Source organism: Pantoea sp. M_9 (assembly GCF_008631385.1).
Lineage (GTDB): Bacteria > Pseudomonadota > Gammaproteobacteria > Enterobacterales > Enterobacteriaceae > Pantoea > Pantoea eucrina.
The window spans coordinates 68476-95331 of record NZ_VWUF01000002.1 but is presented as its reverse complement, the minus strand read 5'-3'; the positions used below and the strand labels follow the sequence as shown (position 1 = coordinate 95331).

Genomic DNA, 26856 nt, shown 5'->3' with positions numbered 1-26856 from the left:
ACAGCAGGGGGACAGCAGGTTCTTCTGCTGTGGGTGCTATTAAATATCATGCTGAGGCATCTTCCTGCTATCGGAGCATATTTTACCGGGCAGACCGATTTTCCGCCGCGCTATGATCAAAAAGCCCGGCGACCCAGTCAGCAAAAGCACGCACGACAGGAGAGAGAAAACGCTGATGCGGATAGAGCATCGTCACTGGCACTGAAGGAGGCTGCCAGTCCGCCAGGACCTCAATCAGTTTGCCTTGCTGCAGGTCCGCCGAAATCACATTTTCAGCAAGCTGCGCCAGCCCAAAGCCCTCCAGACACAATCTGATATAGAGTCCCGTTTCGTTAACGGCCGCATTTCCCCCGACCTGAACGGAGAATGCCTCCGTGCCTTGTGTAAAGCGCAGTTCATTAGTGCGTCTTCCGGAACCGGAAAAATAATGGATCGCTCTGTGCTGCGATAACGCTTCCGGCGTCTCAGGCATACCGTATTCCCTGAGATAGTCCGGCGAGGCGCAGGTCACCCAGCGAAACCGGCCAAGCGGACGCGCAACCAGCGTGGAGTCGGTTAATTCACCGGTTCTGATAACGCAGTCCACGCCTTCCTGAACAAGATCGACCTGTCGGTCGCTGACCCCAATCATCAGATAGATTTCCGGATAGAGCCGGTAAAAATCTTTCAAATGGGGCATAACGATAAAATGGGCGATACCCCCGGGCATATCAACACGCAGCCGTCCCCGCGGGCGCCGTACGGAGTCGGTCAGGCTGGACTCAGTGTGTTCAATCAGCGACAGGATCTCCCGGCACTGCGCCAGATACTGAAGGCCTTCAGGCGTGAGGCTGACCCGCCTTGTCGTCCGGTTAAGCAGGCGAACCTGCAGATATTTTTCAAGATTTTTAATTGTGCTGGTGACGGTGGATGAGGGTAGTGACAGTGTTTCGGCCGCGCGCACAAAACTTCCGGCTTCAGCAACCCGCATGAAAACCTGCATAGCCTGAATCCTGTCCATGGTTCTGTTCCGTAATAAATGTGAGTCCGATTATTCGCGAATTATGAATTATGAAAACGTTTTAAGCATCTTTTTCAGGTTAATAGCATGGCGTATCGTTTCTCCATTAATCAGGAAAGAGACAAGTCAATGAGCGGTTACATTAGAAATATTGTTAAAAATCAGAATGTTAAATCAAAGGTTGCGCTGATTCGTGGCGCGACGATACTGAGCATGGACGAGAACGTCGGTAACATTGAACGGGGTGATATTCTCATCAGCGGCTCCACGATCACCGCTATAGGCCAAAACCTTGACGCGCCGGGTGCGCAGGTGATTGATGCCAACAACATGATTGCCATGCCAGGGATGGTCGATTCTCATCGTCACGCCTGGGAAGGTCAGCTGCGCCGCATCAACCCCAACGCCACCTGTCTGGACGACTACAGCAATACCACGCATTTCTCGTTCGCAAAATATTACCGGCCTGCCGATATCTATGTTGGTAACCTGCTGACGGCGCTGGGCGCGATAGATGCGGGTATCACTACCATGATTGATAATTCGCACAACAGCCGTACCGCAGCGCATTCAGACGCCGCCGTCGAGGCCCTGCTTGATGCCGGTATTCGCGCTATTCATGCGTCCGGTGCGCCGGTAGCAGGCGAATGGGATAGAGCGCACTGGCCGGGAAACTGGCAGCGCCTGCAGGAGAAGTATTTCACCAACAACCCTGAAAGTCTGGTCTCCCTCGCCGTCATGGCGCAGCTGGAGCCGGAATTGTGGGCCGAGGCCCGCAGGCTGGGGCTGCCGATTGTCACGGAGTTCTTTGGGGCTGAGATGGGGTCTGAACTTGAGTCGCTGCATCAGCAGGGGCTGCTGGGTCCGGACAATATTTTCAATCATTGCACGGCGCTGCCTGACCGGGGATGGGAAATTCTGCGGGAAGCGGGTGTCCGGGTGAACGTCTGTCCACGCTCAGATTCGCACTATGGCATTGAAAGCGGAATGTTCGCTATTGAGGCCGCGCAGCGTCATGGCATAACACCGGGTCTGAGCGTGGATAACGAAACATCTTACAGTACCGACATGTTTATGGAAATGCGCGTGGCGTTTTATCTGCAGCGCGTAATGGGTATGCATAAGCAGCACGGGTGTGATTCAGAGCATTCATTGACAACAATCCCGGCAGCGCAGCTGCTTAAGTCGGCAACTTTAGATGGCGCGGTTTGTGCCGGACTGCAGGATAAAATCGGGAGCCTGGCACCAGGCAAACAGGCAGATTTGATTCTGATTAACGCGGCTGACCTTAACCTTTATCCCAACGGAAATGCATTCGGGACGGTGGTGCATGCGACTGAACGCAGCAATATCGATACCGTGATGATCGGCGGGCGCATCGTCAAGCAGAACGGCAAAGTGCTGGGTGTGGACAGTGAGCGCCTACGCGCCGCCATTGATGAATCACGCGAGCGGCTATTTACGGCAGCAGGGTATGAGCCAGACATCTTTGCGGAAAAATTCCTGCCGCTGGTCCAGGCAAACTGACAGGGAATAACAGCATGAGCGCGATTTATTACGTAATAGCTTTTGCAGCGGGCCTGGGCATTACTCTTCAGACGACGTTGAACAGTCAGCTTGCAAAAGGGCTCGGTGGGGATCCGGTTACCGCCGCGTTGTTTTCCTTTACGGCCGGGGCGTTCGGCCTTGGAATTTACTCGCTGCTGCGTGGAGGGTTATTCACCTCCCTTGCTGCTATTCCTTCGCAGCCTGTATGGAGTCTGGCGGGCGGACTGATTGGTGCCTGTGCGTTATTCAGCTACGTTGTACTCGCTCCCAAAATCGGTTTTTCAGCCCTGCTCGGTCTGGCAATTGTCGGACAGCTACTTTCCTCACAGGTGATCGACAATTTTGGCCTGCTGGGCGCGATCAGGCGGCCAGTCTCGTTGCCGAAGCTGGGAGGAATGCTGGTCATGCTGACTGGACTCGCCATCATGCTTTTTGGCGATCGGTTTACTGAGCGTTTTATGCATTAATAAGGCAACACTGCCGGTTGCGGACGTATGCCCGAATGCAGGCGTCCGTGACCTCCAGTTCAGCCAGAATGATAATTTTATCTCTTCCGGAGAAATAACATGTTTTCATCAGCGGCCAATGTCAGAAATTCGCTGGGCGAGTGTCCCCTCTGGTGCGAAAGAACACGCAGGCTTTACTGGACTGACATTGAAGGCAGTGAGTTGCTCGCTTTAGAAGAAGGTACAGGTATCGTCATGCGATAGGCACTTCCTGAACGTCTTGGTTCATTTGCACTGACTGAAAAAGAGAACGTCCTGCTGATGGCCCTGGCCTCCCGGCTGGCCTTTTGTAACATCGATACCGGTGAATTCATCCCGTTAGCAGACTCGCCGGGAGAGTCGGGAACGCGTACAGGAGACGGGCGATGCGACCGAGCCGGTAATTTTGTCTTCGGGACAATGGATGACGGTTTTCCAGCGAAAGTCATCGGTAAATTTCACAGGCTTAACGCGGTGACGCTCAGCATTGAAACGCTTCCTCTACCAGAGGTAGCCATCCCGAACAGTATCTGTTTCAGCCCGGACGGCGGAACGATGTATTACTGCAACTCCATGCAGAACCGTATAATGTGCTGCGATTATCCTTCTCTCGATCATCAGCGAGTGTTCACTGAAACAGGAGGTGATGGTGCGCCTGATGGTTCCTGCGTGGATGCCATGGGCTATTTGCGGAATGCTGAATGGGGGGAACCGTGTTGTCCGATACCACCCGGATGGGACCACCTACGCTATTCTGACTTCACCTGGAATCCAGAGCACCTGCCCGACACTTGGGGGTGAGGGGTTTACCCGTCTCTATTGCACCACGGCTTCTGTGGGACTTACTACGCTGTTTGAATATGACGGTGCACTGCTAAAAGCTAAATCTGATGTCAGCCCCGGATTGCCTGAGAACCGCTTTGCAGTACACACTATTTAACGGTTTTGATACTGGCAGAACATTGCCCGTTCAGACTCAAAGAAAATGTCCGCTTTTGGTACAAAGCGGACTGATACTGGAGCAACGTCCGCTATGAGCGAGAAACGGCCACAAGGCGTTTCAACTGGATAAAGATGAGTTATATTAATGCTTAACGATTAGCTGCACACAGCCTGAATCATTTGAAAGGGTGAAAATTAAAATACTCATGAGCAGACGGCTTAACAGAGATCATCGAACCAAAGTCAGAAATATTCCACGCCGCTTGAAAGCTCTTAAACGTTGGGCTGATACATTTCATAACCCTCAACGAAGCGTGTTTTCAGAAAATGAGCATTACTGGAATTTCAAAATCCCGGTAGAGATTAATCTTGTTCAGGGAAAGTACAGCACACTTAAAACTAAAGCAGATTGCGCGCAAGCCATGATTAGTGCTTGTTCAAATCTTATAACGGCAACTGCTGGTATGAACTACAGCCCCCGGATTACTGCGGTTATATGCCTTCCGGATATGTTTACAAGCGAAATCTGTCTCTATCGTTCAGAAGCCTATTACCAAAGCTTTATTACTGAAGACCGTTCTGAAAATGGTGCCTCCGCTTTGATTAAAGAGCGCAGCCTGGCTGCTGAGTGGGGGCTCACTCTTCCAGCTAATGTGCAGGAATTGGGTATTACGCTCGAATACTATGGGAGTGAGGATCGTGATGAATGGTTCACCGGAGAGCGTTGGTATTATGGTCAGGTCATGTAATAGCGCTGTGATTAATATCTAAATGAACGTCCGCTTCTGCCAAAAACCAGCCATACAGACGGCGTGAGCGAACATCAGATCGGATCTTCAGCACCAGAGAGCATAGCGGGCAGTTCGCTCACCAGTTTATCTACCGCCAGCCTGACCTTAAGAGCAAGATAAGGCATTTGCGGCCATACGGCATAGACCGGCTGTCTTTCAGAAGAGCAGTTTTTTAACACCTGTACCAGCTTGCCATTGATAAGCTGCTCCCGCACAAGCCAGTCAGGCAGCCAGGCGATCCCTCCTCCTGCAACGGCACTATCTCTTATACCCTGCATGTCATCCATTATCAGCCGGGCGGATGGCGTCATTTCATAAATCCCTTTATCACTATTTTTTATACGCCATTTAAGAATGCGTCCTGCACTGAGGTAGGCAATCGCGGCATGCTGCTGCAGATCTTCCGGTAAGGCAGGTTCTCCCGCTTCACGTAAATATGCGGGTGATGCACATAAAACCATGGCGTGAGAGGTCAGCTGGCGGGCTATCAGGCTACTGCTGTCATCCAGCATGCCAATCCTGACAGCCATATCAAAACCCTCTGCTGGCAGGTCAACCTGGCGATCGCTGAAAGACATTTCCAGTGCCAGCCCGGGATGCTCTTTTGCCAGCATGGCTAAAAGCGGTGCCACACAAAAATGTCCGAACAAAACCGGCACGGAGACTCTTAGTTTACCGCTTGCCTGCAGTTTGCCGCCTTCCAGCATCTCCTCTGCCATTCTGATTTCATCCAGCGCCCGACGGCAGAATTCATAGTAGAGCGCGCCTTCATCCGTCAGGGTCTGACGACGGGTAGTGCGGCTGAAAAGTGTCACGCCCAGCCTGCCCTCCAGCCGGCCGATGGTTTTTGCTACGGCCGAACGCGTGAGGTGCAATTTTTCGGCAGCCTGAGAAAAACTTGCTGATTCAGCAGCAGCCACAAAAACCGGAATGCCGCTCATTTCACTTTTCATATTGTCGCCTGACAGGAATCAATAGAGGGAAATATTATCGCCACTGTCAATGCACAGGCAATGTAAGAATGATGCTCTATCGTTCTAACCCAAAAGGAGTCGCAATGAAACGCTTAATGAAACGCTGGAGCCTGGACAAAACAGGGCGTCAGAACCTGAAGCTCACGCACACAGATATTCCTCAGCCAGGCCCGTATGAAGTGCTGGTCCGTGTAGAGGCCCTCTCTTTGAATTTCCGCGATAACGCCATTATTGAAGGAAAAATGGGTAATGAGATGACGATGCCGCTCACACCAGGGTCTGATATGGCGGGTGTGGTTGAAGCAGTGGGGGCAGGTGTTACCCGTTTCAGCGCAGGCGATCGAGTTATTTCATCTTTCAATGCTGAGTGGATCGAGGGTCGCCCAGTCAATAATGCTAAAAACCCTGAATACAACTCGCTCGGCTACGCTCTCCAGGGCGTAATGGCTGAGTATGTGGTCATGAATGAGGAGTGGCTTGTTCGCGCGCCCCGGACGCTTACTGATGCTGAAGCCAGCACATTGGTTTGTGCAGGCCTGACGGCCTGGGTTGCCCTGGTTGAACGTGGCGGCCTGCGCGCCGGTGAAAGCGTGCTGGTTCAGGGGACGGGTGGCGTATCGCTGTTTGCACTGCAGATTGCAAAAGCCATGGGGGCGCAGGTGTTTGTCACCTCATCCAGCGATGAGAAGCTTGCAGCCGCAAACAGGCTGGGCGCGGATCACGGCATTAACCGGAAGAAAGAGGACTGGGTGGAGGCCGTATACCGCCTGACCAACGAAAGGGGAATAGATCACGTTATCGATACGGTCGGAGGGCGAAATGTTGCCGATTCAGTTCGCGCAGTGGCTTCGCACGGTCGTATCTCGCTGATTGGCATGATGGACACGCACGATGTTTCTGCATCCGGCGCTCTGCTTCTGCTGAAATCTCCGACGCTGCAGGGCATTGGGGTAGGGCATCGTCGGGCCCTTGAGGATTTTGTCAGGGCCGTTGATGAGATTAACTTAAAGCCGGTTATCGATAAGAGTTATTCATTCGACCAGCTGCCGGAGGCACTGGAACATCTGGAACAGGGTGCATTCGGGAAAGTTGTGATTAGCGTGATTTAAAAACCGGGCTTCAATTAAAGATGAATTCAGGGCCTGCAATGCATCCTGCAGGCCTGACGGAAACGAAAATTTTCCCGTTCGCTGCGCTCAGTGAGGACGTTTTCTGAGTGCGCGATAATCAACCTGCCACGCATTAAGCTTGTTATAAAGCGCTGTCCGGGAGATCCCGAGCTGTTGTGCAGACTGACGCAGGTTTCCCTTCTGCTCTTCTAACACCTGAATAATGTGCGTGCGTTCCAGATTCTGTAGCGAGGAAAGCTCCTCCCCACTCACATAAGCGGCGGTCATCTCCTGCAGCGAGTCGGGTAGATCTGCACAGGTAATCTCTAAACCTTCACATAAGTTGACCAGGCGTTCGACGACATTTTCCAGCTCACGCACATTGCCTGGCCACTCCCGGGACTGCAGGTTCGTCATCGCGTCAGGCATGACCACAGGAGGCGTGCGTTTCAGACGCGCGCACAGTGCCCGAATGAATGCGTTAACGAGTTCCGGAATGTCTTCACGACGCTCACGCAGCGGTGGAATATTTAATGAGATCACGTTCAGGCGATAATAAAGATCGCGCCGGAAAGCGCCTTTCTCTGCGGCTTCGAGCAGATTGCAATGTGTTGCCGCAATAATCCGCACGTTGACTTTTACTGGCTGCGCCGCCCCGATACGCTGAACTTCGTTCTCCTGCAGCACGCGCAGCAGACTGGTTTGTGCCTCAAGCGGCATCTCGCCGATCTCATCCAGAAACAGAGTGCCACCGTCCGCCAGTTCAAACTTGCCTGCAGAACCACCACGACGTGAACCTGTAAAGGCGCCATCTGCGTAACCAAACAGTTCACTCTGTACCAGATCGCGCGGCAGGGCGCCGCAGTTGATAGCAATAAATGCCTCCTGCCGCCGCGGGCTGGCGTTGTGAATGGCCTGAGCAAACAGCTCTTTGCCGGTCCCGCTTTCACCGCTGAGCAGCACCGTACTGTCAGTGCGGCTGCTGGTACGCGCTTTCTGAATTGCCTGCTGCAGGCCAGGGGCGTGCCCGCGGATCATCTCAAAGGTGTAACTGGCACTTACGCCCATCATCCGGCGGGTGATAGCGCGGATGCGCTGATTTTCACGCAGAGATAACACGCGTCCGCCATCCGGTGCCGGCATCAGGGAAATCAGGCAGGAGAAGGGGGGAACGCCTTCCGGCATAAACTGCAGTTCACGGTCATTACAGAAAGGCATGGTCAGCAGCGATCCACCCTGCGGCTTTAGCAGAGCATCAATTGGCGTATCCTGCGGGTCAGGATCGCTGAAAATCTGGCGTGCATAACGGTTAAGCGTCTTAATATGGCCCTGCTTATCGCAGACAATCACCCCCTCATTCAGCGTTTCCAGAATGGACTGCTGTTCTGCCAGCAGACGGCGCAGCGTCAGCTGTTGCCCGACAGCGTCCGCTGCCGCCTGCACTGTACCAAGCGTATGCGCGTTGAAGTTATCTGGCGTAGCGGTGAGAGTGAGCACACCGATCAGTTGCCCGCCGGCATCGCGGACTGGTGCTGCCGCACACTGTCGGCTGCGTCTGCGCAGATCGAGTTTCCAGTTCTCTCCGCTCAGTACGTAGACCAGCCGTTGTTCGATCAGGCATCGCGCAGTGCAGTTAGTTCCTAATACCTCTTCGCGCAGAATGCTGCCAACCGGGGTCAGATCGGCGCCGCAATAATGCAGCGTGACGCCCTGCGCATCAGTGAGGTTGATATGGCCGTCCGGATTATAAGCCAGCAGATTTTCCATAATACTGCGCGCGACCAGAATCAGTTCGGCATTATGTTCAAGAATGGCGTTCAGCTCACTCGCTGGCGGAGCAGTATAGATAAAGCTGCAGGGATCGATAGCCCGCTGTTGCGAACGCTGCCATGACTGCAGAATGCTACGCCGTACCGCTGGCGGTTGTTCACCCTGAATAAAACGTTGCCAGCTCTGCCATAACAATGCGTCCCAACTATCAGCGTCTGCTCTGTCTGGCAGGCTGAAAATTGCATCGCTCTCATCTCTTAATAACCGCTGCTGTTTCACGCACATCCCCCTCGCTAAATGGAATGTCCATTTTATTGACATGTTAAGTTGACATGTAAATTTTGTTTCCACTTTGTGAGCTATAGCTGTGCGGATCCTCACAAAATCAGGCGGGTTTTTGTTGGCATCGGCTTTGCAACAGGAGATTCAACGTCATGATCCCGATTGCAGAAGGAAATTAAGCCGCTATGCGCAAACATAATTTACGCCTGATTTTGTATATCTGTTCCATTGCCTCGCTCAGCGGTGTGATTCTGGGTTATGACGCTTCGGTAATCTCCGGCGTGATCGATCCGCTGACCGAGCATCTGGCATTAACGCCGTGGGAAAGCGGCTGGGCGGTGTCAAATGTCATTATCGGGTGTATCGCTGGTGCATGGGGTGTAGGTTTTATTTCCGATCGTATCGGGCGCAAATCCACGCTAATCGTGACCGCCATCCTCTTCGTGTTCTCAGCAATAGGCTCAGCGCTGGCCAGTTCTCTGACCGGATTTGTTGTCTGGCGGCTGCTGGGCGGTCTGGCGGTAGGAATGGCGTCGGCTATTACGCCCTTATACATTGCAGAGGTATCACCCAAAGATTTACGCGGGCGCATGCTCGGCCTGCAGCAGATGCTGATGGTTGGCGGACAGGTAGCGGTCTATATCGTTAACTACCTGATTGCGCGCGGTATGCCGCATCAGTGGATTGTCAGTGAAGGCTGGCGCTGGATGCTGGCCTCCGGCGTAATACCCTGCGCCCTGTTCCTGCTGCTGGTGCCCTTTATGCCGGAGTCGCCGCGCTGGCTGGCGCTTAATGGCAAAACAGAGCGCGCCCGTGAGGTGCTGACCCGCCTGTCAAATGCGCAGCATGCTGAACGACTGCTGCAGGAGATCCTGGCGGCCAGCCAGCACGATAGTGCCTCCCCCGGCCAGCGCAGCATCCTGCGTGATGCACGCGTCCGCTACATTCTGTTGATTGGTTGCGCCATTGCCGTGTTGCAACAGATATCCGGTATCAACATCCTTCTCTATTACGCACCGTCGCTGCTGCAAAATATTACTGCAAGTACGCAGGCCTCCCTGTTTCAGAGTATTTTTCTTGGGCTGGCGCTTCTTGCAGGCGTGGCGATTTGCCTGAGCACCATTGACCGCACAGGACGGACGCCGCTGCTGCGCTGGGGAGCGCTCGGATGTGCATTCTGTCTGATCTTTACAGCCTGGGCATTTATCACTGAGGCGGGCGGGCTCCTGCCGATAGCGGGTCTTGTCGCTTTCATCCTTATTTTTGGCATGTCATGGAGCCTCGGCGCCTGGCTGCTTATCTCTGAAATCTTTCCAAACCGTATCCGTGCAGTGGCGATGGGCTTTGCGTTTGCCTCCATGTATCTCGCAAATTTCATCGTTACCCAGAGCTTTCCCATGATGAACCGCAGTCGGGTGCTGATGGATAACTTCCACGGCGCTTTCCCGCTGATGTTGTGCGCGGTGGGATGCCTGGTAGCGTTCTGGTTTGTTCGCCGGTTTTTACCGGAAACCCGGGGTGTTTCTCTTGAGCATATCGAGCCGCTGATGCTCTCCAAATCCCGTCGTTTCGCCGGACAGGCGCAGCGACACGATCAAAAACCTTCTTCGCCCGCGTGGGCAAAAGCGAAATAACAAGGAGTCTTTATGAACCAGCAAACAGTCCGTGTAGGGTTAATTGGCGCAGGGCGCATGGGCAGCTTCCATGCTGAAAACCTGGCGTATCGTGTACCCGGCGCCACTCTTGCGGCCGTTGCCGATCCCTTTCCGGGCGCCGCAGAAAAACTGGCAAGTCGTCTGGGCGTCAGCAAAGCGTACAGCGATCTGCATGCGCTTCTGCAGGATACAGAGATTGATGCCATCGCTATCGCCGCGCCGGCACGCACTCATGCCGAATGGGTGATTGCTGCGGCGAATGCCGGTAAGCATGTTTTTTGTGAAAAACCCATGGCCGTTACGCTGGAAGAGGCGGACCGCGCGATTGCCGCGGCGAAGCAGGCAGGCGTGGTGTTACAGGTGGGCTTCAACCGTCGCTTTGACTCCGGGTTTGCGGCGGCAATTGCAGCCGTAAAAAACGGTGAGAACGGCACCACTCAACTCAGCCGCTCGGTTACGCGTGATCCTGGTCTGCACGATCCGGCACCGATCCCGCAATGGACCATTTTCCTTGAAACGCTTATTCACGACTTTGACACGCTGCTGTATTTCAATCACGGCGCAAAGCCAGTTGAAGTATACGCGCTGGCTGATGCGCTGGTGCGTCCGGATTTCAAAGATAAGGGGCTGCTGGATACCTCGGTGGTGACGATTCGCTTCGATAATGGCGCTATTGCCATCGCTGAGGCTAACTTTCAGGCGGTGTATGGCTATGACGTACGCGGTGAGGTGTTTGGCAGTAAAGGCATGCTGCAGGCGGGTCATATTAATGCCAATCACTGCGTACGCTACACCGCCAGTGGTATTGAAGTTGATACATCGCGTCTGGACTCGGACCTGTTGCGGGAGGCATACGTTGCGGAAATGACTGAGTTTGCCCGCTGCATCCGCAGCGGTGAGACGCCCCGTGCCACCGGTGAAGATGCACGCAATGCGCTGGAGATTGCGCTGGCCTGTATTGAGTCGGTTCAGCGTAATCAGCCCGTCAGGCTGGGAGAACGCTGATGGCCGGTTATCAGCTTTCCGTCTGCGCTGAAATGGTGTTTCCTGAGCTGTCATTTATTGAGCGCGTAAAACGTATTCACGAGCTCGGTTTCGGTGTCGAAATCTGGGGATGGGCGAATAAGGACATTGAGGCGCTGGCAGCGACCGGCGCGCGTTTTACCTCAATGACCGGCTATCTGAGCGGTAATTTAACTGATGAAGCAGAAATCCAGCAGCTGCTTCAGAGCGCTGAACTCTCGCTGGCAGTGGCTGAACGGCTCAACTGCCCGGTACTCAATCTGCACGGTACCGGCCTTGATGAGCGAGGTCTGCCGGTTAAACCTGTAACCACAGTGAGCGGCGCAATGTGGCTGCAGGCCGCAGATACGCTGCGGCGCGTGGCGCAACTCGGTGAGCGTGCCGGACGGGTATTCACACTCGAAAACCTCAATTTACCGGTTGACCATCCGGGCACGCCGTTTGCCCTTGCGGCCGATACGCTGGCGCTGGTGGAAGCGATCAGCAGCCCGGCGCTGAAAATGAATCTGGATCTCTACCATGCACAAATCGGTGAAGGCAATCTGATCGCGCTGCTGCGGCGCTGTGGTCCGGCAATCGGCGAGATTCAGGTGGCTGATGTACCGGGTCGTCAGCAGCCTGGTACAGGTGAAATCAACTATCGCGCCATCGCTCGCACGCTGCAGGAGATGAATTATCACGGAACCGTTGCGCTGGAGGGCTGGGCAAGCGGTGACAGCACAACGGCGCTTCAGCAGTTCCGGGACCACTTTATGTTGTAAGCGTTGTCCGTCGGGTATTTGCCTGTTACCCGACGGTAACTATTTCCTAAAAAAACGACCCTAATCCCTACAGGAATAGATTATGAATATCAAAAACTTTCTGCTTTGCCTGTTTTCGCTGGCGCTCAGCGTGAGCGTGAACGCCAAAACTTTCACCGTGGGAGTGGCGCTGGCTAACTTTGACCTTAATTTTGTCTCTATCCTGCGTACCCGGATGCAGCAGGAGCTTAAAGCAAACCAGCTCAACGGACAGTTTGTTGATGCAAAAGGGGATGTGGCGCTGCAGATTCAGCAGGTGGATGATTTTATCAATCAGGGTGTGGACGCCATCATCCTGAATCCGGTCGATACCCAGGGTGTATTGCCGATGATAAACGCGGCAAAAAGCGCCGGTATTCCGCTGGTCTTCGTTAACCGTAAGCCTGAAGTGAAACTGCCTGCCGGTATGGCCTATGTGGGTTCAGATTCGGCGCTGGGCGGCGAAATGCAGATGGAGGCCCTGGCTAAAAAAATGAATTACAAAGGTAACGTAGCTATTCTGATGGGGGCGCTGTCAAATGAAGAAGCGCGCGAACGGACCCGTGCCGCAGAAGCAGTCATAGCCAAATATAAGGATATGAAAGTCATTGAAAAGCAGACGGCAAAATGGCAGCGCAATGAAGCCGTAGACGTTGTTTCAGGCTGGCTGCTGAACCAGCGTCCGATTGACGCTATCGCCGCCAATAATGATGAAATGGCCATAGGTGCCATCATGGCTCTGAACCAGGCAAAGAACGAAAAAATTCTTGTTGCCGGCATTGACGGAACACCTGATGGTCAGCAGTTCATCAAAAACGGCAAAATGGCGCTGACTATATTTCAGGATGCCAGAGGGCAGGCCACCGGTTCAGTTCAGGTGGTAAAAGCATTGCTGAATAAGCAGAAGGCAGAGACGCTTAACTGGGTGCCTTACCAGCTTATTACACCTGAAAATTATCCTGCATTTTCTGCTGCTAACTGAGAGCCTGATTTGTCAGGTACGGCACAGCACGGCCTGACAAAATCTTTCACGCCTGTTAAGACAACAGCTGCATCGGTTTTCCGGGGAGCGCTGGCCTACACGCTGATTGGCGGAACCTTTGCCGGAACCCTTATTACGCTGGTTTTCCTGCCTGTTATGTATGCCATCTGATTCAGGTTACCCCCGGAAAATAAAAAATACGCGGAAGTTAAAGCCGCAGAATAACGGTTATCCGCAGGGGATTCCCTGCGTATTAGTCTCAAACCACCGTATCAGGGCTCAGAGATGACTACCAGGCAAGCACGGCGCGGCGCTGCTGATACTGACCGGTTTCTTTTTCTCAACGGTTTGGTGCAGCTTCATCGCTGGGATACTCGATAAAACCGCATGAAAATAACGGGATGATAATGATTAAGCTGACGGGTCGTTTAGTGTGTAAAAGTGCAGAAGAAGCGGATCTTGTTCGCCAGTACCTTCCTGAACACAAGCAACTGACCAGGAAAGAAACCGGATGCGTATCATTTGAGGTTACTGAAACAGCAGACCCCCTGATATGGACCGTCGAAGAGCTATTTACAAACCAGGCTACCTTTGACGCCCATCAGAAAAGAACCAGGGCTTCGGTCTGGGGAAGAGAAACCAGCGCGATCGCCAGAGAGTACGAAATTGAAGAGATTGAGTAATCTTTCTGAATCACGATGCGTCCATAAAAGGCCCGGAGATCGAACAGACCTTACCTGACTGTGTCTTAAAAAACGATACTGGCTGCGCTGATCAAAACGTTCCGGACCCATCCTCAGGCGGAAAGGGCATTTCCGGCACCTTTGTCATCCGATGAAAAACAGCCTCAAGATGCCGATGGGGTACATGGCTATGCAGTGTCAATGGCTCGCCATTGATGGGTGCATGTCAGATTTAATCATCTCCGCTTTGAGCGAAAAGCGGACATTTACCCGACTGATAGTTGATATTGAATTGCCAAAATGAGCGCTCATATTCAGTCCTGAAAAGATGGTAATGTTTCAAAAATATCAAAGGCCTTGCAGGAATGGTGTTGAAATGAATGGATCATGTTTGTGTGGAACAGTTGTATTTGAACTCACTTATAAACCAGCAATGTTTTATCGCTGTCATTGCTCACTTTGCAGAAAGCAGAGTGGGGTAGGTCACAATCTCGCCACATTAGTAAAAGACATTGAGTTCCGCTGGATTAAAGGGGAGGACTGCATCGCTTCCTGGTCTAAACCAACGGGGTACCGTACAGATTTTTGCAATGTATGTGGCTCAACTGTGCCTAACACTCTGCGAGACTCACCTTATGTCTGGATTCCTGTTGGTTTAATTGATGAAAGTCTTGAAATGGAATGTGCAGGAGACTTTTGCACTGATGATGCAATGCCCTGGGATGAAACCCGCTCACACAGTAACCACGCTGGTCCTGTCGAGTCGCTTGCATCCCTTTTAAAGTGCCTGAAGCTTAATTCCTAAACGTTCGCTTGTTACACAAAGCGCACGACCATGCGAGCCAACGTCCGTGATGAGCGAGAAGCGGACATATCGCATGTCGCAATATGAGATTGCTGATTCGCAACAGCATCCTGCAGTTTGAACGTTTACCTTTACACAATTTCAGAGGCTGCATGCTTCAGTGATGTGAGCGGAATGCTCAGAGCAGAAAGCAAGATACGCACGCACCAGGGAAGAAGGATGCCGGTGTGCCGGATATATCAGGCTGATATCAACATCAGGAAAGGGCCACGCCCTCAACAGCGGAATAAGTCGTTGATTCCTGATAGCTTCCTGAGCCAGGAAAGGCGGGAGCTCAGTAATTACACTTCCTTCCAGTGCGCAGTCAAGCAGATGCCGGTAATCATTAACGGACATAACTGTACGCGGAAACACAACTTCCTCTCCGAGACTCCAGGCTGGCCGCTGATCAATCCGCGCTGACCAGGCGGCGCAGGGAAAATTGCTCAGTTCTGCCGGATGAGAGGGGCTGCCGTAATGCCTGACAAAGTCAGGGCTGGCAACCAGTAAGTGACGATATGACAACATCCGCTTTGCCACCATATTATCATGTACGACAGCGCCGACCCGCAGCGCCACGTCTATGCCATCTTCAGTAAGGTCCAGCCTTCGCTCGGTTGAGGTAACGTGCAGCTCAATATCAGGGTATTTGCGCTGGAATTCTGACAACAGCCCCCACCAGGGAACAAACGTAGTTGGCAGTGAAAGCCGCAGACGTCCCTTCAGATGAGCCTGCTCGCTGATAAGCGTCTGCTCAGCCTCCAGCAGTGATTCCACGCCGCGCTGAGTAGCTTCAAACAGCCGGTTTCCCGCATCTGTCAGCCTTACGCCGGTAGCTGTCCGCTCTAACAGCTGTATGCTGAGCTGAGACTCAAGCTCGCGTATGCGCCTGCTCAGCGTAGGCAGCGACATACCGAGGCGCTGTGCAGCAGACGTCAGGCTGCCCGCCTGAACCACGCAGATAAACATTCTGACCGCATTCAAATCCATTTTATCTCTTTCATTTTTGATAGGAAGCCTGTCATTCAACACTGTACCATTTCCCATGTGAAATGCTTAACCTTGAAGGTTACGGGGCTGCCGGTGCGCTTAGCTGTGACGGCGACGCCTGACGCTCCCGCTTCTGAAAATGCGTCAGAAGGGAACCCGATTGCAGGCTTACGGAGGTAGTAATGAGACACTATTTTAAGGGCGCTCTGAAAAAATCGGCCTTTATGGTTTCAGCCCTGATAGCAGTTACGGCACCGGCTGGCGTACTTGCGCACGCAGAAACCGCAGGTGAAAAGGTGCTTCGCGAACACAACGCTGATTTTCGCAGACGGGTCGTGGAAGTAACCCAGGGTGTGTATGTGGCCGTGGGTTACTCTGCTTCAAATGTCACCCTGATACAGGCAAAAGATGGCTCAGTGATAGTTGATACTTCCGCTAATCCTGCGGACGCCAGGGCCATTATGAAAGCTTTCGGCAATCACCTTATCCGTCCAGTCCGCGCCATTATTTATACGCATAATCATCCGGATCACTCCGGCGGGGCATCTGTATTTGCCGGTAATGACACGCCGGAAATTATCAGTCACAGCCTGCTGGTCACCGCTAAGCCGGATACGGGCCGGGGAAAACGGGATGGAGGCGATGCGTTTGGCACTGCGCTGCCTGATGAGCAGTTTATCAACGCCGGTACGCAGCTGGAATATGGCCGGACAACTCCTCATACGCGGGAAGGTTTTCTGCCGCCCACGCAGACCTTTGAAGGAGAGAGGAAAAGTCTGACGATTGCAGGTGTGGAAATGGAGCTTATTCATACTCCGGGTGAGTCTGATGAAAACATTGCCGTCTGGCTGCCTGAAAAGAAGGTTCTGCTGGCCGGAGATGACTTTCTCAAAACCTTCCCCAATATAGCCCCTCTTCGCGGTCTTCCTACCCGTCCGGTAGAGAAGTGGATTGAAAGTCTCAACAAAATGCTCGCGCTGAATGCGGATTATGTCATTCCGGGTCATATGCAGCCGGTGACCGGTGCCAAAACCGTTAAAGAGGGGCTGACAGCGTACCGGGATGGGATTAAGAGCGTATGGGACCAGACTATGTCCGGTATTGCCAAGGGCATGACTCCCGATGAACTTGTTCAGACAGTAAGGCTGCCCGATAAACTCGCCCGAAACCCTTATCTGCAGGAGTATTATGGCAGCGTGGCCTTTACCGTACGCGGCATTTATGCACAGCAGGCGGGCTGGTTTGACGGTAATGCCACGCATATGTATCCGCTCACTGAAAAAGACCGTGCGACCCGTCTGCTGGCAATGACAGGAGGAAAGGACAACATGCTCACCAGCGCGCAAAAATCGCTGACCGCCGGGGACTATCAGTGGGCAGCCGAGCAGGCTGATTACGTTCTGGCTGTAGAGCCGCGCAATACTGAGGCCAGAAAGCTGAAAGCTGAGGCGCTGACGGCGCTTGGAAAAAGGCAGGCCAACGCAACGGCACGTAATTATTACCTCACCACGGCGCAGTACCTGAAGAAAAATCCTTAAAACGCCATATTAAGCAAACCACCCGGATAACAGCTGACAGCCGTATCCGGTTTTTTATTGTTCCGGCAAGTCATGTCTGTTTCCGATGAACACTATGTCCTCTTTTGGCACAAAGCGGACAGGCTGACTGAGCTGGATGTCCGCTGTGAGCGAGAAGCGGACGTTCTGATGGCACATTTAAATCGAGATGTTTTTATGCAGCTATACGAAAAAAACTTCGGAATTAATACGTTTTGCCGGCATTTCTTATCACCTGGCCCTGGATATTGCATTGCTTAGCCAATCATGCTTCTTCCTTACTGTTTACAGCTAAACAGGCGATAGCCGATTGCAGGTATTCCAGAAACGCCTTCACTTTGACTTGTAAATATTTTCTGCCGGAGTAGAGCGCGTAGAGCACCAGATCTTCTGGTTCGCTATCACAGTTAATTTTAACAAGGGAGCCGTTGTTAATTTCTGACTCACAGGCATGAAGAGGCAATATAGCGAAACCAAGTCCTTTCAATGCCGCAATCTTGGCCATCTGCCCACTGTTTACCTTGTAGCTGGACTGAACCTGGACACTCTGGTTCTGTTTAAATCGCCAGGGCATTCCCTGGAGTACCGACCTACTGGTAATGCAGGGGAGTTTGGCTAGTTCATTAACCGAATGTGGTGATGGGTGACGTTCCAGAAGTTCTGGGGCGGCAACCACACAGCTCGGCCAGCGCAGAATTTCTCTGGCAACCCAGCAAGAATCTTCCAGTGGCCCACGTCCAAAGCGTAATACCAGATCAAATCCATCCAATAGCCCCTCTGTTGGATCTAATTGTGTGTCACAACTGAGCTGTATCTTTGGATGCCGAATGCAGAAGTCAGCGAGAATGTCTGCCATGAAGGGAAGGTCTGGCGTAATGATCTTCAGGTGGCCTGATAGCGAATCACCAACCAGCGATACTTCTTCCAGCGCATGATCCAAAGCGTGCGTGAGCGGCGTAATGGATTGATAAAGCAGTTTACCGGCTGCGGTTGGAATTATCTTACGCGTTGTACGCTCCAGCAGCCGCACATGAAGTTGTTGTTCGAGTAAAGTGACATGTCGACTGACATTGGATGATGGCAGCTGAAGCTGTTCTGCCGCGAGCTTAAAGCTCAACTTTTCATAAACAGCCTGAAAACAGATCAGCCACTGTATTTCAACTTTTTCTATCATTTATTATCCCAAAAAATGAGATTAACAAAACTATAACTCCATATTTATCACTAATTAGGTGGTCATTACAATTTCCTTAAAATTTCGTAAGAGGAAGGAAATGATGACCAATACTAAGAAAATTGCCATCGTAGGTGCCGGGGTTGCTGGAATGGCACTGGCTATCCTCGCAACCAGGCAGGGCCATCACGTCAGCCTGTTTGAGCGTGTCAGCAACGTGTCTTCTATGGGAGCTGGTGTGACGTTGTGGCCCAATGCCATGTTCGTCATGCAGAAGATGGGGCTGGACAAAAAGGTCATGCAAGTAGGTGGTACACCATGCATGATGCGCCAGTTTGATCGGCATGGCCTCCCCCAGACTGAGTTCGATATTTCAGCCGTGAACTCGCTTTGCGGTTTTCCCAGTGTGACAGTTTTACGGCGTGAGCTGATGGGCTTACTGGCCGGTGCGTTAGAAAGTCTGGGAAAAGAAATCACGTTCAATTGTTCAATCACTGCAGCGGACGTAATGAAGTTGAGCCAGGAGTTTGATCTGGTAGTAGGAGCTGACGGGCGCATGAATTCAGTCGTCCGCCAGGCATTGTGTGCGGAGAAAATCACTCCTCATTATCATGGCTTTGTGAACGTAATCGGTGTGGGAAGACAACGAGAGGGCACGCTGAACAATGCTATTGATGACTATCGCGGTCAAGGTGAGCGTTTTGGAATCGTCCCGGTGAATGATGGATGGTGCTATTGGGCAGGAGCATGGAAGGCTCCCGTTGACAATGAACATCTTCGGGCGCATTGGTGCGATGAGTTGCATCGGCGTTTTCGGGACTGGCCTGATCCTGTGCAGAATGTACTGCTGTCATATGACCGTGCATCAGTTAATTGCATTTTCGTGCATGACATTGATCCTCTTCCTTTTTGGCATCAAGACAATGTCTTAATGATTGGAGACGCGGCTCATGCTTCTTTGCCGACATCCGGGCAGGGAGCATGTCAGGCGCTGGAAGATGCGTGGCATCTTACTCGCTTACTGAAGGAGACCGACAATCTGGAGATTGCTCTGCAAAGCTTTTACCAACTAAGACATATCAAGACATCTGCAGCACAGTTGGTTGGAAGACAATTCGCCAGGAAAATTTTTTCTGAACAACCTGAACCACTGCTGCCTGCATCCACTATTTCTGCTACTGAACTCAGTCGGTTTTGGATGCAAGGTTTAACACCTTTAGATTCTTGAAACCGGGTCAAAAGCACTCGGTATGCCTGTATGTCTGACGGATACTGACCAGTGCGATGTTTTTGATAAGCACTGACCCGTGCGCCCGAAATAATGCAGTGCGGACTTGCCAATGTCCGCTTTTGGCACAAAGCGGACATGTCAGTAACATTCTTCAGCTTCTTTCTTCCTTTTCGGCGAGTCAATCAATGCAAGAGCTTAACTGATGAAGTCGTCACACCCTGCCGGACTGTCGAAAGCCAGTTTACTCAGGGGGTCACCACGAAGAGAATAATTCACGATATTGTCATTTATTCTGCCACATACAGACTGATAAAAACGGTTTGCTCCGGCATTTGATTTTTCGGCATTCCAGCTGAGGCTACGATAATCATGTCTGACAGCAAGTTTCGCCATATAACGCATTATGGATTTTCCGGTGCCTTTACCTCTCTCTTTCTGGGAGACATAAAGCTCTTTGATATGCAGCTGGCCACTATACAGGGGAGAAGGGTAGAGAATACTGCAACACGCCATCCCAACGATATGGGCGTCGTAGCGAGCCCTGATTACCAGGGTACCGGAGAACTGGCTGAACAGTCGATTGCGGAGGTAATCCTTCAACAGTGATTCCTGAATGATACCCTTACCCTAATAGTGCTCTTCCATCTCGGTAAAAATTTCCACCATGGAATCCCATTTGTCCGGCGGGCACAGCTCTATTCTTATCTTCATAGCAACTCCTTTTAAACATCTGAATGCCGTAGCTGAAGCAGGGGTTTCTATCATTGAAATCATTAACAATTTGACCTGATCACTAAGTTGGCTGCGTCATCATACAAGAAGCATCCTTTCAGGCATGTCTTAGTGAAGTTTCAGGTTCGTGTATTAGTATGTTCAATTAATCAGTTCAGATATGTCCGCTTAGAACGAAATGGACATTGCCCCATTGAAGCCACCGATCACTGTTGTTCCATCACTTGTCTCAGGAAGATGGTTTTTCAAGCAGGGTATTATAATCTGGTTCAACTCCCTTTGCAGGATATGGCCATGATATCAGTAGAGAAAGCAGATCCATTTTCTTCAGAATCTTATCGGTTAATCGAGTTGCTGTCTGCAGAGCTTGCAGCTATTACTGGCGATAGTGGCAAAACCAACTTCACCGTTGAAGCTATGAATAATGACAAAGCATTGTGGGTATTGGCAAAAAATGCATATGGCGATGCGATTGGATGCGGTGCAATCCGCCCATTAACGCAAAACATAGTTGAGCTTAAAAGAATGTTTTCAGACCGAAGTGAGCCTGGCGTGGGTAGTGCATTACTTACTTTCCTCGAAGCGTCTGCAAAACAAATGGGATATCGAGAACTGAAACTGGAAACCCGACATATCAACTACCGGGCCGTCAGCTTTTATGAGAGAAAAGGATATGTTCGTGTTGATAATTATGGCCCATACATAGGAAGAGAAGAAGCTGTCTGTTTCTCAAAGATGTTGTACTGATTACATTCATCGAACGAGCGTCCGCTCATGGCGCAAAGCGGATCTTGTATCATCGCTTCATTACAACTAACCAGGGTTACTCACGTGAAGTTCATAAACAACGCAGATCTCATTGTAATGCTGCTCTTCTGCTTTATAGGTCATGCCAGACCGCTGCATCACTCTGTGAGAGGGAATATTGTCAGGATCGGCGACAGCCACTAAATACGTTGCACCCACCTGTTTAACCGCGAAATCGATGATCGCTTTAGCCGCTTCCGTTGCATAGCCTTTACCGTTATGTTCAGGAATAAGCCGCCAGCCAATCTCCAGGGGGGCATTTTCAACGTTTGCCAGGTGCTGAAGACAGGCTGCGCCAACGAAAACGCCGGAACACTTTTGCCTGATAGCCCACCATGAAAACCCATATTTATCCCAGCGCGCCTGTACACGCCTGATACTCTCCATGGTCTCTTCCGGTGTTTTAACTATCCCTTTGTTGATATAACGCATCACGCTGGCATCATTATCCATCGCCCTGAGCCCCTCATAGTGAGAGTCATTAAAGGGTTCCAGCCTGAGGCGTGCAGTCTCAATTTCCATTTAACACTCCTTTTACGTGACGATGTGAACCTGAAGTTTCGCTTTTCACCAGATAATCTGGCATGCAGTAAACAACGTCCGATGCTGAAAAAGCGGGCATTAAGTCCTGGATATGTTTTATTAACATGGGGCCAGAGCCAAACACCTGACCATTTTCGGCTGTAAATATATTAAATCAAATTTTAAAGATAGTCTCAGTTTCTGTTAAAAAATCAGGTGAGAAGAGGGCGTTATCCTGCACAAGTGGGCTGGATAGTAAATTGATATGGAGTGAAAACGGTAATGATAGACTTATCAGCTGCCTGAGCCTGCTGAATGAGTAAGCGTGCTGGCTGAAAAGGCCGGGTATTATTAATAGTGAGATCATCATTAATATTAAATCTGCCTGTTTTTATGATCAATCTCAAAAATCATCATTTTATTTTTTAATGCGAGCTGGTTTTTTACGGTTCGCTTTAAATGAGCTTGCTGTGACCTCTCCTCAATAGATCTTGCGGAATTTAGCGCGGTAAAACTCTCTTTTCTTTATCACTGACTATACTGGCTAATGCACTTCCGATTTCCCTGTAAGGCTGCCTGCGGTTAATAGCCAGAGGTCAGCCACCTCATCGATATTCTGGAGAATAATATGCATAAGAATAAAACGTTGAAAAGAGTACTGGTTCTGTCAGCAGTTGTCGCCATGTTTAGCACAGCTGGCGTATATGCTCAGACGCCAGCCAGCACCGTGCAGGATGGTGCTGCAGGGCAGAGCGCAGCGGGCGGCAAACTGAGCGCCAGCGATGAAAAAGCGCTGAAGGATATGGCGCAGGCCAATATCAATGAAGTCGCTGCCGGCAAAATGGCGCTGACGAAAGCGGAAAGCAGCGAAGTGAAAGCGTATGCGCAAAAAATGGTAGACGATCACAGCGCTGCGCTGACCAAAGTTCAGACGGTCGCCGGGCAAAAAGGCGTAACGCTGCCGACTGAGCCGGATGCAAAACACAAAACGATGGCCGCTCAGCTGGAAAAACAGAGCGGTGCCGAATTTGACAAGATGTATATGACTAACGCGGGCACGAAGGATCACAAGATGGTGCTGTCGACCCTGCAGAGTGACGCCAAAATGATTAAGGATCCCGATGTTAAAGCATTGGCTGACGCACATACGCCGGTTGTCGAAGAGCATCTGAAGTCTGCCGAACAGATGTCACAAGCCGGTAAGTAAACAGGTTGCGCGCTTCAGCAGCCTGCGTTGATGGCGTTGCGGAAAAAAGCGTAGATGAGTGTCAGTCATGAAAAGCAGGCGCGGCGCTTATTCGTTAAGTCGCCGCCTGATATCCGCCTGGCTGCAGTCCCATGCTGACACTCATCTGCAGGCTATTGTGTTCACCATCTTTATTGGCCTGATTCTCTCGTCGGTTTTCTCTGCGCTGGTGGTTTACGCTTAGGAAATTGTCCCGGGTCGTGCAGGGATGGTCGCCGGGCTCATGTCTGGCGTCAGCGGGCTCGCCGCCGCCGGTCCTGGCAAGATGGCAGATATATACGGCATTGAGTGGGTTTATGGCCTGTGTGCTTTCCTGCCGCTGCTGGGCCGTTTATTCCGGATAAAAAGCGCAGCCGGTAACACCCTATAAGCGAGATTGCTGAAAAAGGGACAAACCGGGCTATTACCCGGTTTTATAGTTGGTATAACCGCTCGCACGCGGCATATCTGCTGGCGGGTATGGCTGACGGACCAGATGAGACAAAACAATTAACCTCCTGTTCACACATCCTGTTCGCGCAGCGTTTTACCAACATTGCCACCTGGATGAACGTTCAGCAGCCGCTTCTGATCGAAGCCGTTACGCAGCATAATGTTGCCGCACAGCGCATCAAACACCGCCAGCACCAGCACAATAGAGGTAGTGGCTAACATATTAAGCGGGTCAATTTCACGCTGGATATGTGTTTTAACCACCAGCGTGGCGGCGCGGGCAATGGCTGAGTCCGGGTTCTCCGTCACGCTAATAATCGTCACGCCTTTGGTTTTAAGCGTCGGCAGCAGGCGCGTCAGTTCTTCAGAGTTGCCGCCTCGCGATATCAGGATCATCAGGTCGTTGCTGCGCATGAAGCCCAGGTCGCCATGGGCCGCATCGGTAGCGCTGAGATACACTGCCGGCTGCTCGACGCATGCCAGCATGTGTGCGATTTTTCGGGCAGCGATGCCCGAGGTGCCAACGCCTGTAACGGCAATTTTTCCCTTGCAGCCGGTGATCAGCATCAGCAGCTGCTGCCAGGTCGCGGCATTGAGATGACGCTGCAGCGCCAGTAACTCCTGACTGTAGGTCTGCCAGCCCTGACACGCCAGGGCAAATTCTTCATCCGCATTCATTGCGTTTCCCCCTGCATCAGATGCCGGTATTTCATACTGTCATGATACATCTCATGGAAGACGCGATACTTACGATCGTAATACTCTTTGATTTTGTTTGTCTGTGGCGTGATGGTCTTACCAATTCGGCTCATGGCAGCCATCGCTTCTGGCAACGATTCATAAGCGCCTGCCGCGACGGTGCCCATCATGGCGCTGCCAAGCAGCATCGCTTCACTCTCTTCCGGCAACAGCATCGCGCAGCCCGTCGCATTGGAATGCTCCTGCACAAAGATTGGGTTTTTGATGCCGCCACCACACGCCATCATAGTATCAATGCAGTAACCATTCTGGTTCATGGTTTCAATAATGTGGCGAGTGCCGAGCGCCAGCGCCTGAATGGTGGCGAGGTAATGCAGCGCCATGTCTTCCGGCGTACGTGATAATTTCAGGCCCGTCAGCGTGCCAGTCAGCGTCGGGTTGGCGCGCGGTGAGCGATTGCCGTGAAAATAGGGCAGCATATGAATGTCTTTAGTCAGAAACGCAATATTCTCTGATTCGCCCGCCATGCTGCGCAGAATGCCGTTGAGAACCTCATAGATGTTTTTACCGCTGTCTTTACCCTGTTTAAGCAGATCCTGATAGCAGGGGTGCGACTGAATCACATGATCAATCAACGCGCCGGTAGTGGATTGTCCGCCTTCATTCAACCAGTAATCCGGCAGAATTGCCGAATAATAGGGCCCCCAGATGCCGCCGATATAGCGCGCGCTACGCGACATCGCCATATGCGCCGTAGATGTGCCGCCAATGAGTGCGATGCGGTTGTCAAAATCCGCTGATTCGCCAGATACACCACTGGCGCCAAGAATGCCAAGACTGCCTGCGTGAGCATCAATAATCGAGACGCTGACTGCGGTACCCGCTATCAGTCCCATCTCTGCGGCAGCGCGCTGTGTCAGCCCATGCCCCAGCGGCTCACCCATAGCTTTCACTTCGCTGCCGATTTTTGATGCGTTGTTTTCCAGCAAATCGTCCAGACCGATCTGACGAAAATAGCCGGGATCCCAGCGGTCTTCGTGACCGATATATGTCCATTTGCAGACGGTGGAACATAACGAGCGCGTGGGGTCCTGCGTGGCGCGCCAGGTAAGAAAATCAGGCAGGTCGAACAGATGTCCGACGTTGCTCCAGGTGGTCGGCATGTGCTGTTTTAGCCAGAGCAGTTTGGGTGTCTGCATCTCCGGCGAGATAATCCCGCCAACAAACTCCAGTACGCGATGGCCGGTGGCATTGATGCGTTCTGCCTGAGTGATGGCGCGATGATCCATCCATACAATAATATTTTGCTCACTGCGTCCTGATGGGCTGACAGTCAGGGGATTGCCCTCTTTATCCAGCACCACCAGCGAACAGGTCGCGTCAAAACCGATGCCTTTCACCTGAATCGGGTTAATATCCGCCTGACTGACTACGTCTCTTACCGCGTTACAAACGGCCTGCCAGATCTCGTCGGAAGATTGCTCAACAAAATCGGCTTTCGGGCGGTACAATGTAATTCCACGGCTGGCCTGACCGAGCATACGGCCACTCATATCGAAAACCCCTGCGCGGGCGCTGCCGGTTCCTACGTCTACGCCGATAAAATAACTCGCCATGTTCTTTCCTTTTTTTAGAAAGCTTTCGCTTATGATTTTCTGTTTTGCAGAGCGATAAACAGGATCAGAACGCATCCCCACAGCGCCATGGTCAGGTAACTGCTGACGCCCATCAGATTCAGGCCGCTCTCCAGCATTTGCAGAACGATTAGCGCCAGCACCAGTCCGAGGACCCGGCCAAAACCGCCGTCAGGATTAATTCCGCCGAGCACAGAGGCCAGAATGGTCACCAGTAAATAGGCATCGCCGTAACCCGCTTTTGCCGAGTTAAATTTGGACATCATCAGCAGTGCTGCACCCCATCCGAGCAGCGCCGAAAGCACGTACACTGCAATGGTGACTTTGTGCGTATTAACACCGCTAAAGCGCGTAGCCTGTTCATTGGAGCCCATCAGATACAGGCTGCGACCCAGCGTGGTATGTTCCAGCAGGACCCACAGCAGCAGCGCTACCAGCAGAAATAACAGCAGCGCAACCGGAATGCCCATCAGGCTACCGTTACTGAGATACTGAATGGCCGCCGGAAAACCGGAAAGCACTGTGCCGTTGGTCAGCAGAATATTCAGCCCGGCGATAAGTGTCATAGTACCGAGCGTCGCCAGAATCGGCGAAACGCCGATATATGCGATCAGTACACCATTGAGCACGCCAATGACCACCGCTACGGCCAGTCCGGCGAGCATCGCCAGTGCGAAATAGTGCGGCTGGTCAGGGTGGGCCACCAGAATGGCCGCCATCACCAGCGAACAGGCATTGGCACCGGCAATAATCGAAAGGTTGATACCGCCGGTAAGCATGGTAATGCCCATCCCCAGCGCCAGCATGCCCAGAATCGGTAACTGTGAAGCGATTGACTGGAAATTGCCGACGCTGTAGAAGCTGCCGCCCAGCGTGAACGAAAACAGTACGGCAACGGCGACGATAATCAGTAACTGCAAACGGATGATGCGGTCGCCGGGGAAGAGTCGGTTTATGGTTGTCATG

At 52.0% G+C, this 26856-nt stretch carries 25 protein-coding genes and 1 pseudogene; 16 read left to right on the top strand and 10 right to left on the bottom strand.

Annotated features, from left to right (window positions below; genetic code table 11):
- Positions 1-82 precede the first annotated feature (82 nt).
- On the bottom strand, positions 83-1000 hold the full coding sequence (locus F3I15_RS04340) for a LysR family transcriptional regulator (RefSeq protein WP_150016699.1): 918 nt from the start codon (positions 998-1000) through the stop codon (positions 83-85).
- A 129-nt stretch (positions 1001-1129) separates the two neighbouring features.
- Between F3I15_RS04340 and F3I15_RS04335 the strand changes: the two genes are divergently transcribed.
- From F3I15_RS04335 to F3I15_RS04320, 4 genes and pseudogenes are all read left to right on the top strand, one after another.
- Positions 1130-2527: an amidohydrolase family protein gene (locus F3I15_RS04335; RefSeq protein WP_150016698.1), complete on the top strand. Its 1398-nt coding sequence runs from the start codon at positions 1130-1132 to the stop codon at positions 2525-2527.
- A gap of 14 nt (positions 2528-2541) precedes the next feature.
- Positions 2542-3015, top strand: a complete 474-nt coding sequence (locus F3I15_RS04330; protein WP_150016697.1) for a DMT family transporter — start codon at positions 2542-2544, stop codon at positions 3013-3015.
- 99 nt (positions 3016-3114) lie between these two features.
- Positions 3115-3973: pseudogene (locus F3I15_RS04325) on the top strand (SMP-30/gluconolactonase/LRE family protein).
- Positions 3974-4163: 190 nt separating this feature from the next.
- A complete protein-coding gene (locus F3I15_RS04320) occupies positions 4164-4724 on the top strand; it encodes a DUF3916 domain-containing protein (RefSeq protein WP_223810667.1) in 561 nt (186 codons plus the stop codon).
- A gap of 74 nt (positions 4725-4798) precedes the next feature.
- Here F3I15_RS04320 and F3I15_RS04315 read toward each other — a convergent pair whose 3' ends face one another.
- Complete coding sequence (locus tag F3I15_RS04315; RefSeq protein ID WP_150016696.1) at positions 4799-5719, bottom strand: LysR family transcriptional regulator; 921 nt, start codon at positions 5717-5719, stop codon at positions 4799-4801.
- 104 nt (positions 5720-5823) lie between these two features.
- Here F3I15_RS04315 and F3I15_RS04310 point away from each other — a divergent pair, with 104 nt between their 5' ends.
- Positions 5824-6849, top strand: a complete 1026-nt coding sequence (locus F3I15_RS04310; RefSeq protein ID WP_150017184.1) for an NAD(P)-dependent alcohol dehydrogenase — start codon at positions 5824-5826, stop codon at positions 6847-6849.
- A gap of 87 nt (positions 6850-6936) precedes the next feature.
- Here the strand turns inward: F3I15_RS04310 and F3I15_RS04305 are convergent, their stop codons facing one another.
- Positions 6937-8898 (bottom strand): sigma-54-dependent Fis family transcriptional regulator, encoded by a 1962-nt coding sequence (locus tag F3I15_RS04305; protein ID WP_370513327.1) that lies wholly within the window; start codon positions 8896-8898, stop codon positions 6937-6939.
- 188 nt (positions 8899-9086) lie between these two features.
- Here F3I15_RS04305 and F3I15_RS04300 point away from each other — a divergent pair, with 188 nt between their 5' ends.
- The 6 genes from F3I15_RS04300 to F3I15_RS04275 all read left to right on the top strand — a co-directional run bounded on the left by F3I15_RS04300 (position 9087) and on the right by F3I15_RS04275 (position 14828).
- Entirely contained in the window at positions 9087-10535 is a 1449-nt protein-coding gene (locus F3I15_RS04300; RefSeq protein ID WP_150016694.1) for a sugar porter family MFS transporter, read from the top strand.
- A gap of 12 nt (positions 10536-10547) precedes the next feature.
- Positions 10548-11561, top strand: a complete 1014-nt coding sequence (locus F3I15_RS04295) for a Gfo/Idh/MocA family oxidoreductase (RefSeq protein ID WP_150016693.1) — start codon at positions 10548-10550, stop codon at positions 11559-11561.
- Positions 11561-12340 (top strand): TIM barrel protein, encoded by a 780-nt coding sequence (locus tag F3I15_RS04290; protein ID WP_150016692.1) that lies wholly within the window; start codon positions 11561-11563, stop codon positions 12338-12340. Before F3I15_RS04295 ends, F3I15_RS04290 begins: the two co-directional genes overlap by 1 nt.
- Positions 12341-12422: 82 nt before the next feature.
- Positions 12423-13340: a substrate-binding domain-containing protein gene (locus F3I15_RS04285; protein ID WP_150016691.1), complete on the top strand. Its 918-nt coding sequence runs from the start codon at positions 12423-12425 to the stop codon at positions 13338-13340.
- Between the two features lie 407 nt (positions 13341-13747).
- Complete coding sequence (locus F3I15_RS04280; protein WP_150016690.1) at positions 13748-14023, top strand: putative quinol monooxygenase; 276 nt, start codon at positions 13748-13750, stop codon at positions 14021-14023.
- 376 nt (positions 14024-14399) lie between these two features.
- On the top strand, positions 14400-14828 hold the full coding sequence (locus F3I15_RS04275) for a GFA family protein (RefSeq protein WP_150017183.1): 429 nt from the start codon (positions 14400-14402) through the stop codon (positions 14826-14828).
- 141 nt (positions 14829-14969) lie between these two features.
- On the opposite strand, the gene F3I15_RS04270 is transcribed toward F3I15_RS04275, so the two are convergent.
- Positions 14970-15857, bottom strand: coding sequence for a LysR family transcriptional regulator (locus F3I15_RS04270; protein WP_150016689.1), 888 nt, complete (start codon positions 15855-15857; stop codon positions 14970-14972).
- A 182-nt stretch (positions 15858-16039) separates the two neighbouring features.
- Between F3I15_RS04270 and F3I15_RS04265 the strand changes: the two genes are divergently transcribed.
- A complete protein-coding gene (locus F3I15_RS04265; protein WP_150016688.1) occupies positions 16040-17395 on the top strand; it encodes an alkyl/aryl-sulfatase in 1356 nt (451 codons plus the stop codon).
- A gap of 283 nt (positions 17396-17678) precedes the next feature.
- Here F3I15_RS04265 and F3I15_RS04260 read toward each other — a convergent pair whose 3' ends face one another.
- Positions 17679-18587: a LysR family transcriptional regulator gene (locus F3I15_RS04260; RefSeq protein WP_190314909.1), complete on the bottom strand. Its 909-nt coding sequence runs from the start codon at positions 18585-18587 to the stop codon at positions 17679-17681.
- 100 nt (positions 18588-18687) lie between these two features.
- Between F3I15_RS04260 and F3I15_RS04255 the strand changes: the two genes are divergently transcribed.
- Positions 18688-19815 (top strand): FAD-dependent monooxygenase, encoded by a 1128-nt coding sequence (locus F3I15_RS04255; protein ID WP_223810666.1) that lies wholly within the window; start codon positions 18688-18690, stop codon positions 19813-19815.
- A gap of 198 nt (positions 19816-20013) precedes the next feature.
- Here the strand turns inward: F3I15_RS04255 and F3I15_RS04250 are convergent, their stop codons facing one another.
- Positions 20014-20436 carry a GNAT family N-acetyltransferase gene (locus F3I15_RS04250; protein WP_223810694.1) on the bottom strand — a complete coding sequence of 141 codons (423 nt, stop codon included), beginning with the start codon at positions 20434-20436 and terminating at the stop codon, positions 20014-20016.
- A gap of 408 nt (positions 20437-20844) precedes the next feature.
- On the opposite strand from F3I15_RS04250, the gene F3I15_RS04245 reads away from it, so the two are divergent.
- Entirely contained in the window at positions 20845-21297 is a 453-nt protein-coding gene (locus tag F3I15_RS04245) for a GNAT family N-acetyltransferase (RefSeq protein WP_150016687.1), read from the top strand.
- A 66-nt stretch (positions 21298-21363) separates the two neighbouring features.
- On the opposite strand, the gene F3I15_RS04240 is transcribed toward F3I15_RS04245, so the two are convergent.
- The gene (locus tag F3I15_RS04240; RefSeq protein WP_150016686.1) at positions 21364-21879 is read right to left on the bottom strand and encodes a GNAT family N-acetyltransferase; all 516 of its coding nucleotides are present in this window, start codon (positions 21877-21879) and stop codon (positions 21364-21366) included.
- A gap of 628 nt (positions 21880-22507) precedes the next feature.
- On the opposite strand from F3I15_RS04240, the gene F3I15_RS04235 reads away from it, so the two are divergent.
- Both F3I15_RS04235 and F3I15_RS18275 read left to right on the top strand, forming a co-directional pair.
- Positions 22508-23086: a DUF4142 domain-containing protein gene (locus tag F3I15_RS04235; RefSeq protein WP_150016685.1), complete on the top strand. Its 579-nt coding sequence runs from the start codon at positions 22508-22510 to the stop codon at positions 23084-23086.
- 67 nt (positions 23087-23153) lie between these two features.
- Complete coding sequence (locus F3I15_RS18275; protein ID WP_223810665.1) at positions 23154-23309, top strand: hypothetical protein; 156 nt, start codon at positions 23154-23156, stop codon at positions 23307-23309.
- Between the two features lie 317 nt (positions 23310-23626).
- Here the strand turns inward: F3I15_RS18275 and F3I15_RS04225 are convergent, their stop codons facing one another.
- From F3I15_RS04225 to F3I15_RS04215, 3 genes are read right to left on the bottom strand one after another with little or no spacing between them, the layout of a single operon-like run.
- Positions 23627-24235: an SIS domain-containing protein gene (locus F3I15_RS04225; RefSeq protein WP_094110833.1), complete on the bottom strand. Its 609-nt coding sequence runs from the start codon at positions 24233-24235 to the stop codon at positions 23627-23629.
- The gene (locus F3I15_RS04220) at positions 24232-25872 is read right to left on the bottom strand and encodes an FGGY-family carbohydrate kinase (RefSeq protein ID WP_150016684.1); all 1641 of its coding nucleotides are present in this window, start codon (positions 25870-25872) and stop codon (positions 24232-24234) included. The genes F3I15_RS04225 and F3I15_RS04220 overlap by 4 nt, the downstream gene beginning before the upstream one ends.
- 29 nt (positions 25873-25901) lie before the next feature.
- Positions 25902-26855 carry an ABC transporter permease gene (locus F3I15_RS04215; protein WP_150016683.1) on the bottom strand — a complete coding sequence of 318 codons (954 nt, stop codon included), beginning with the start codon at positions 26853-26855 and terminating at the stop codon, positions 25902-25904.
- Position 26856: the final 1 nt, after the last annotated feature.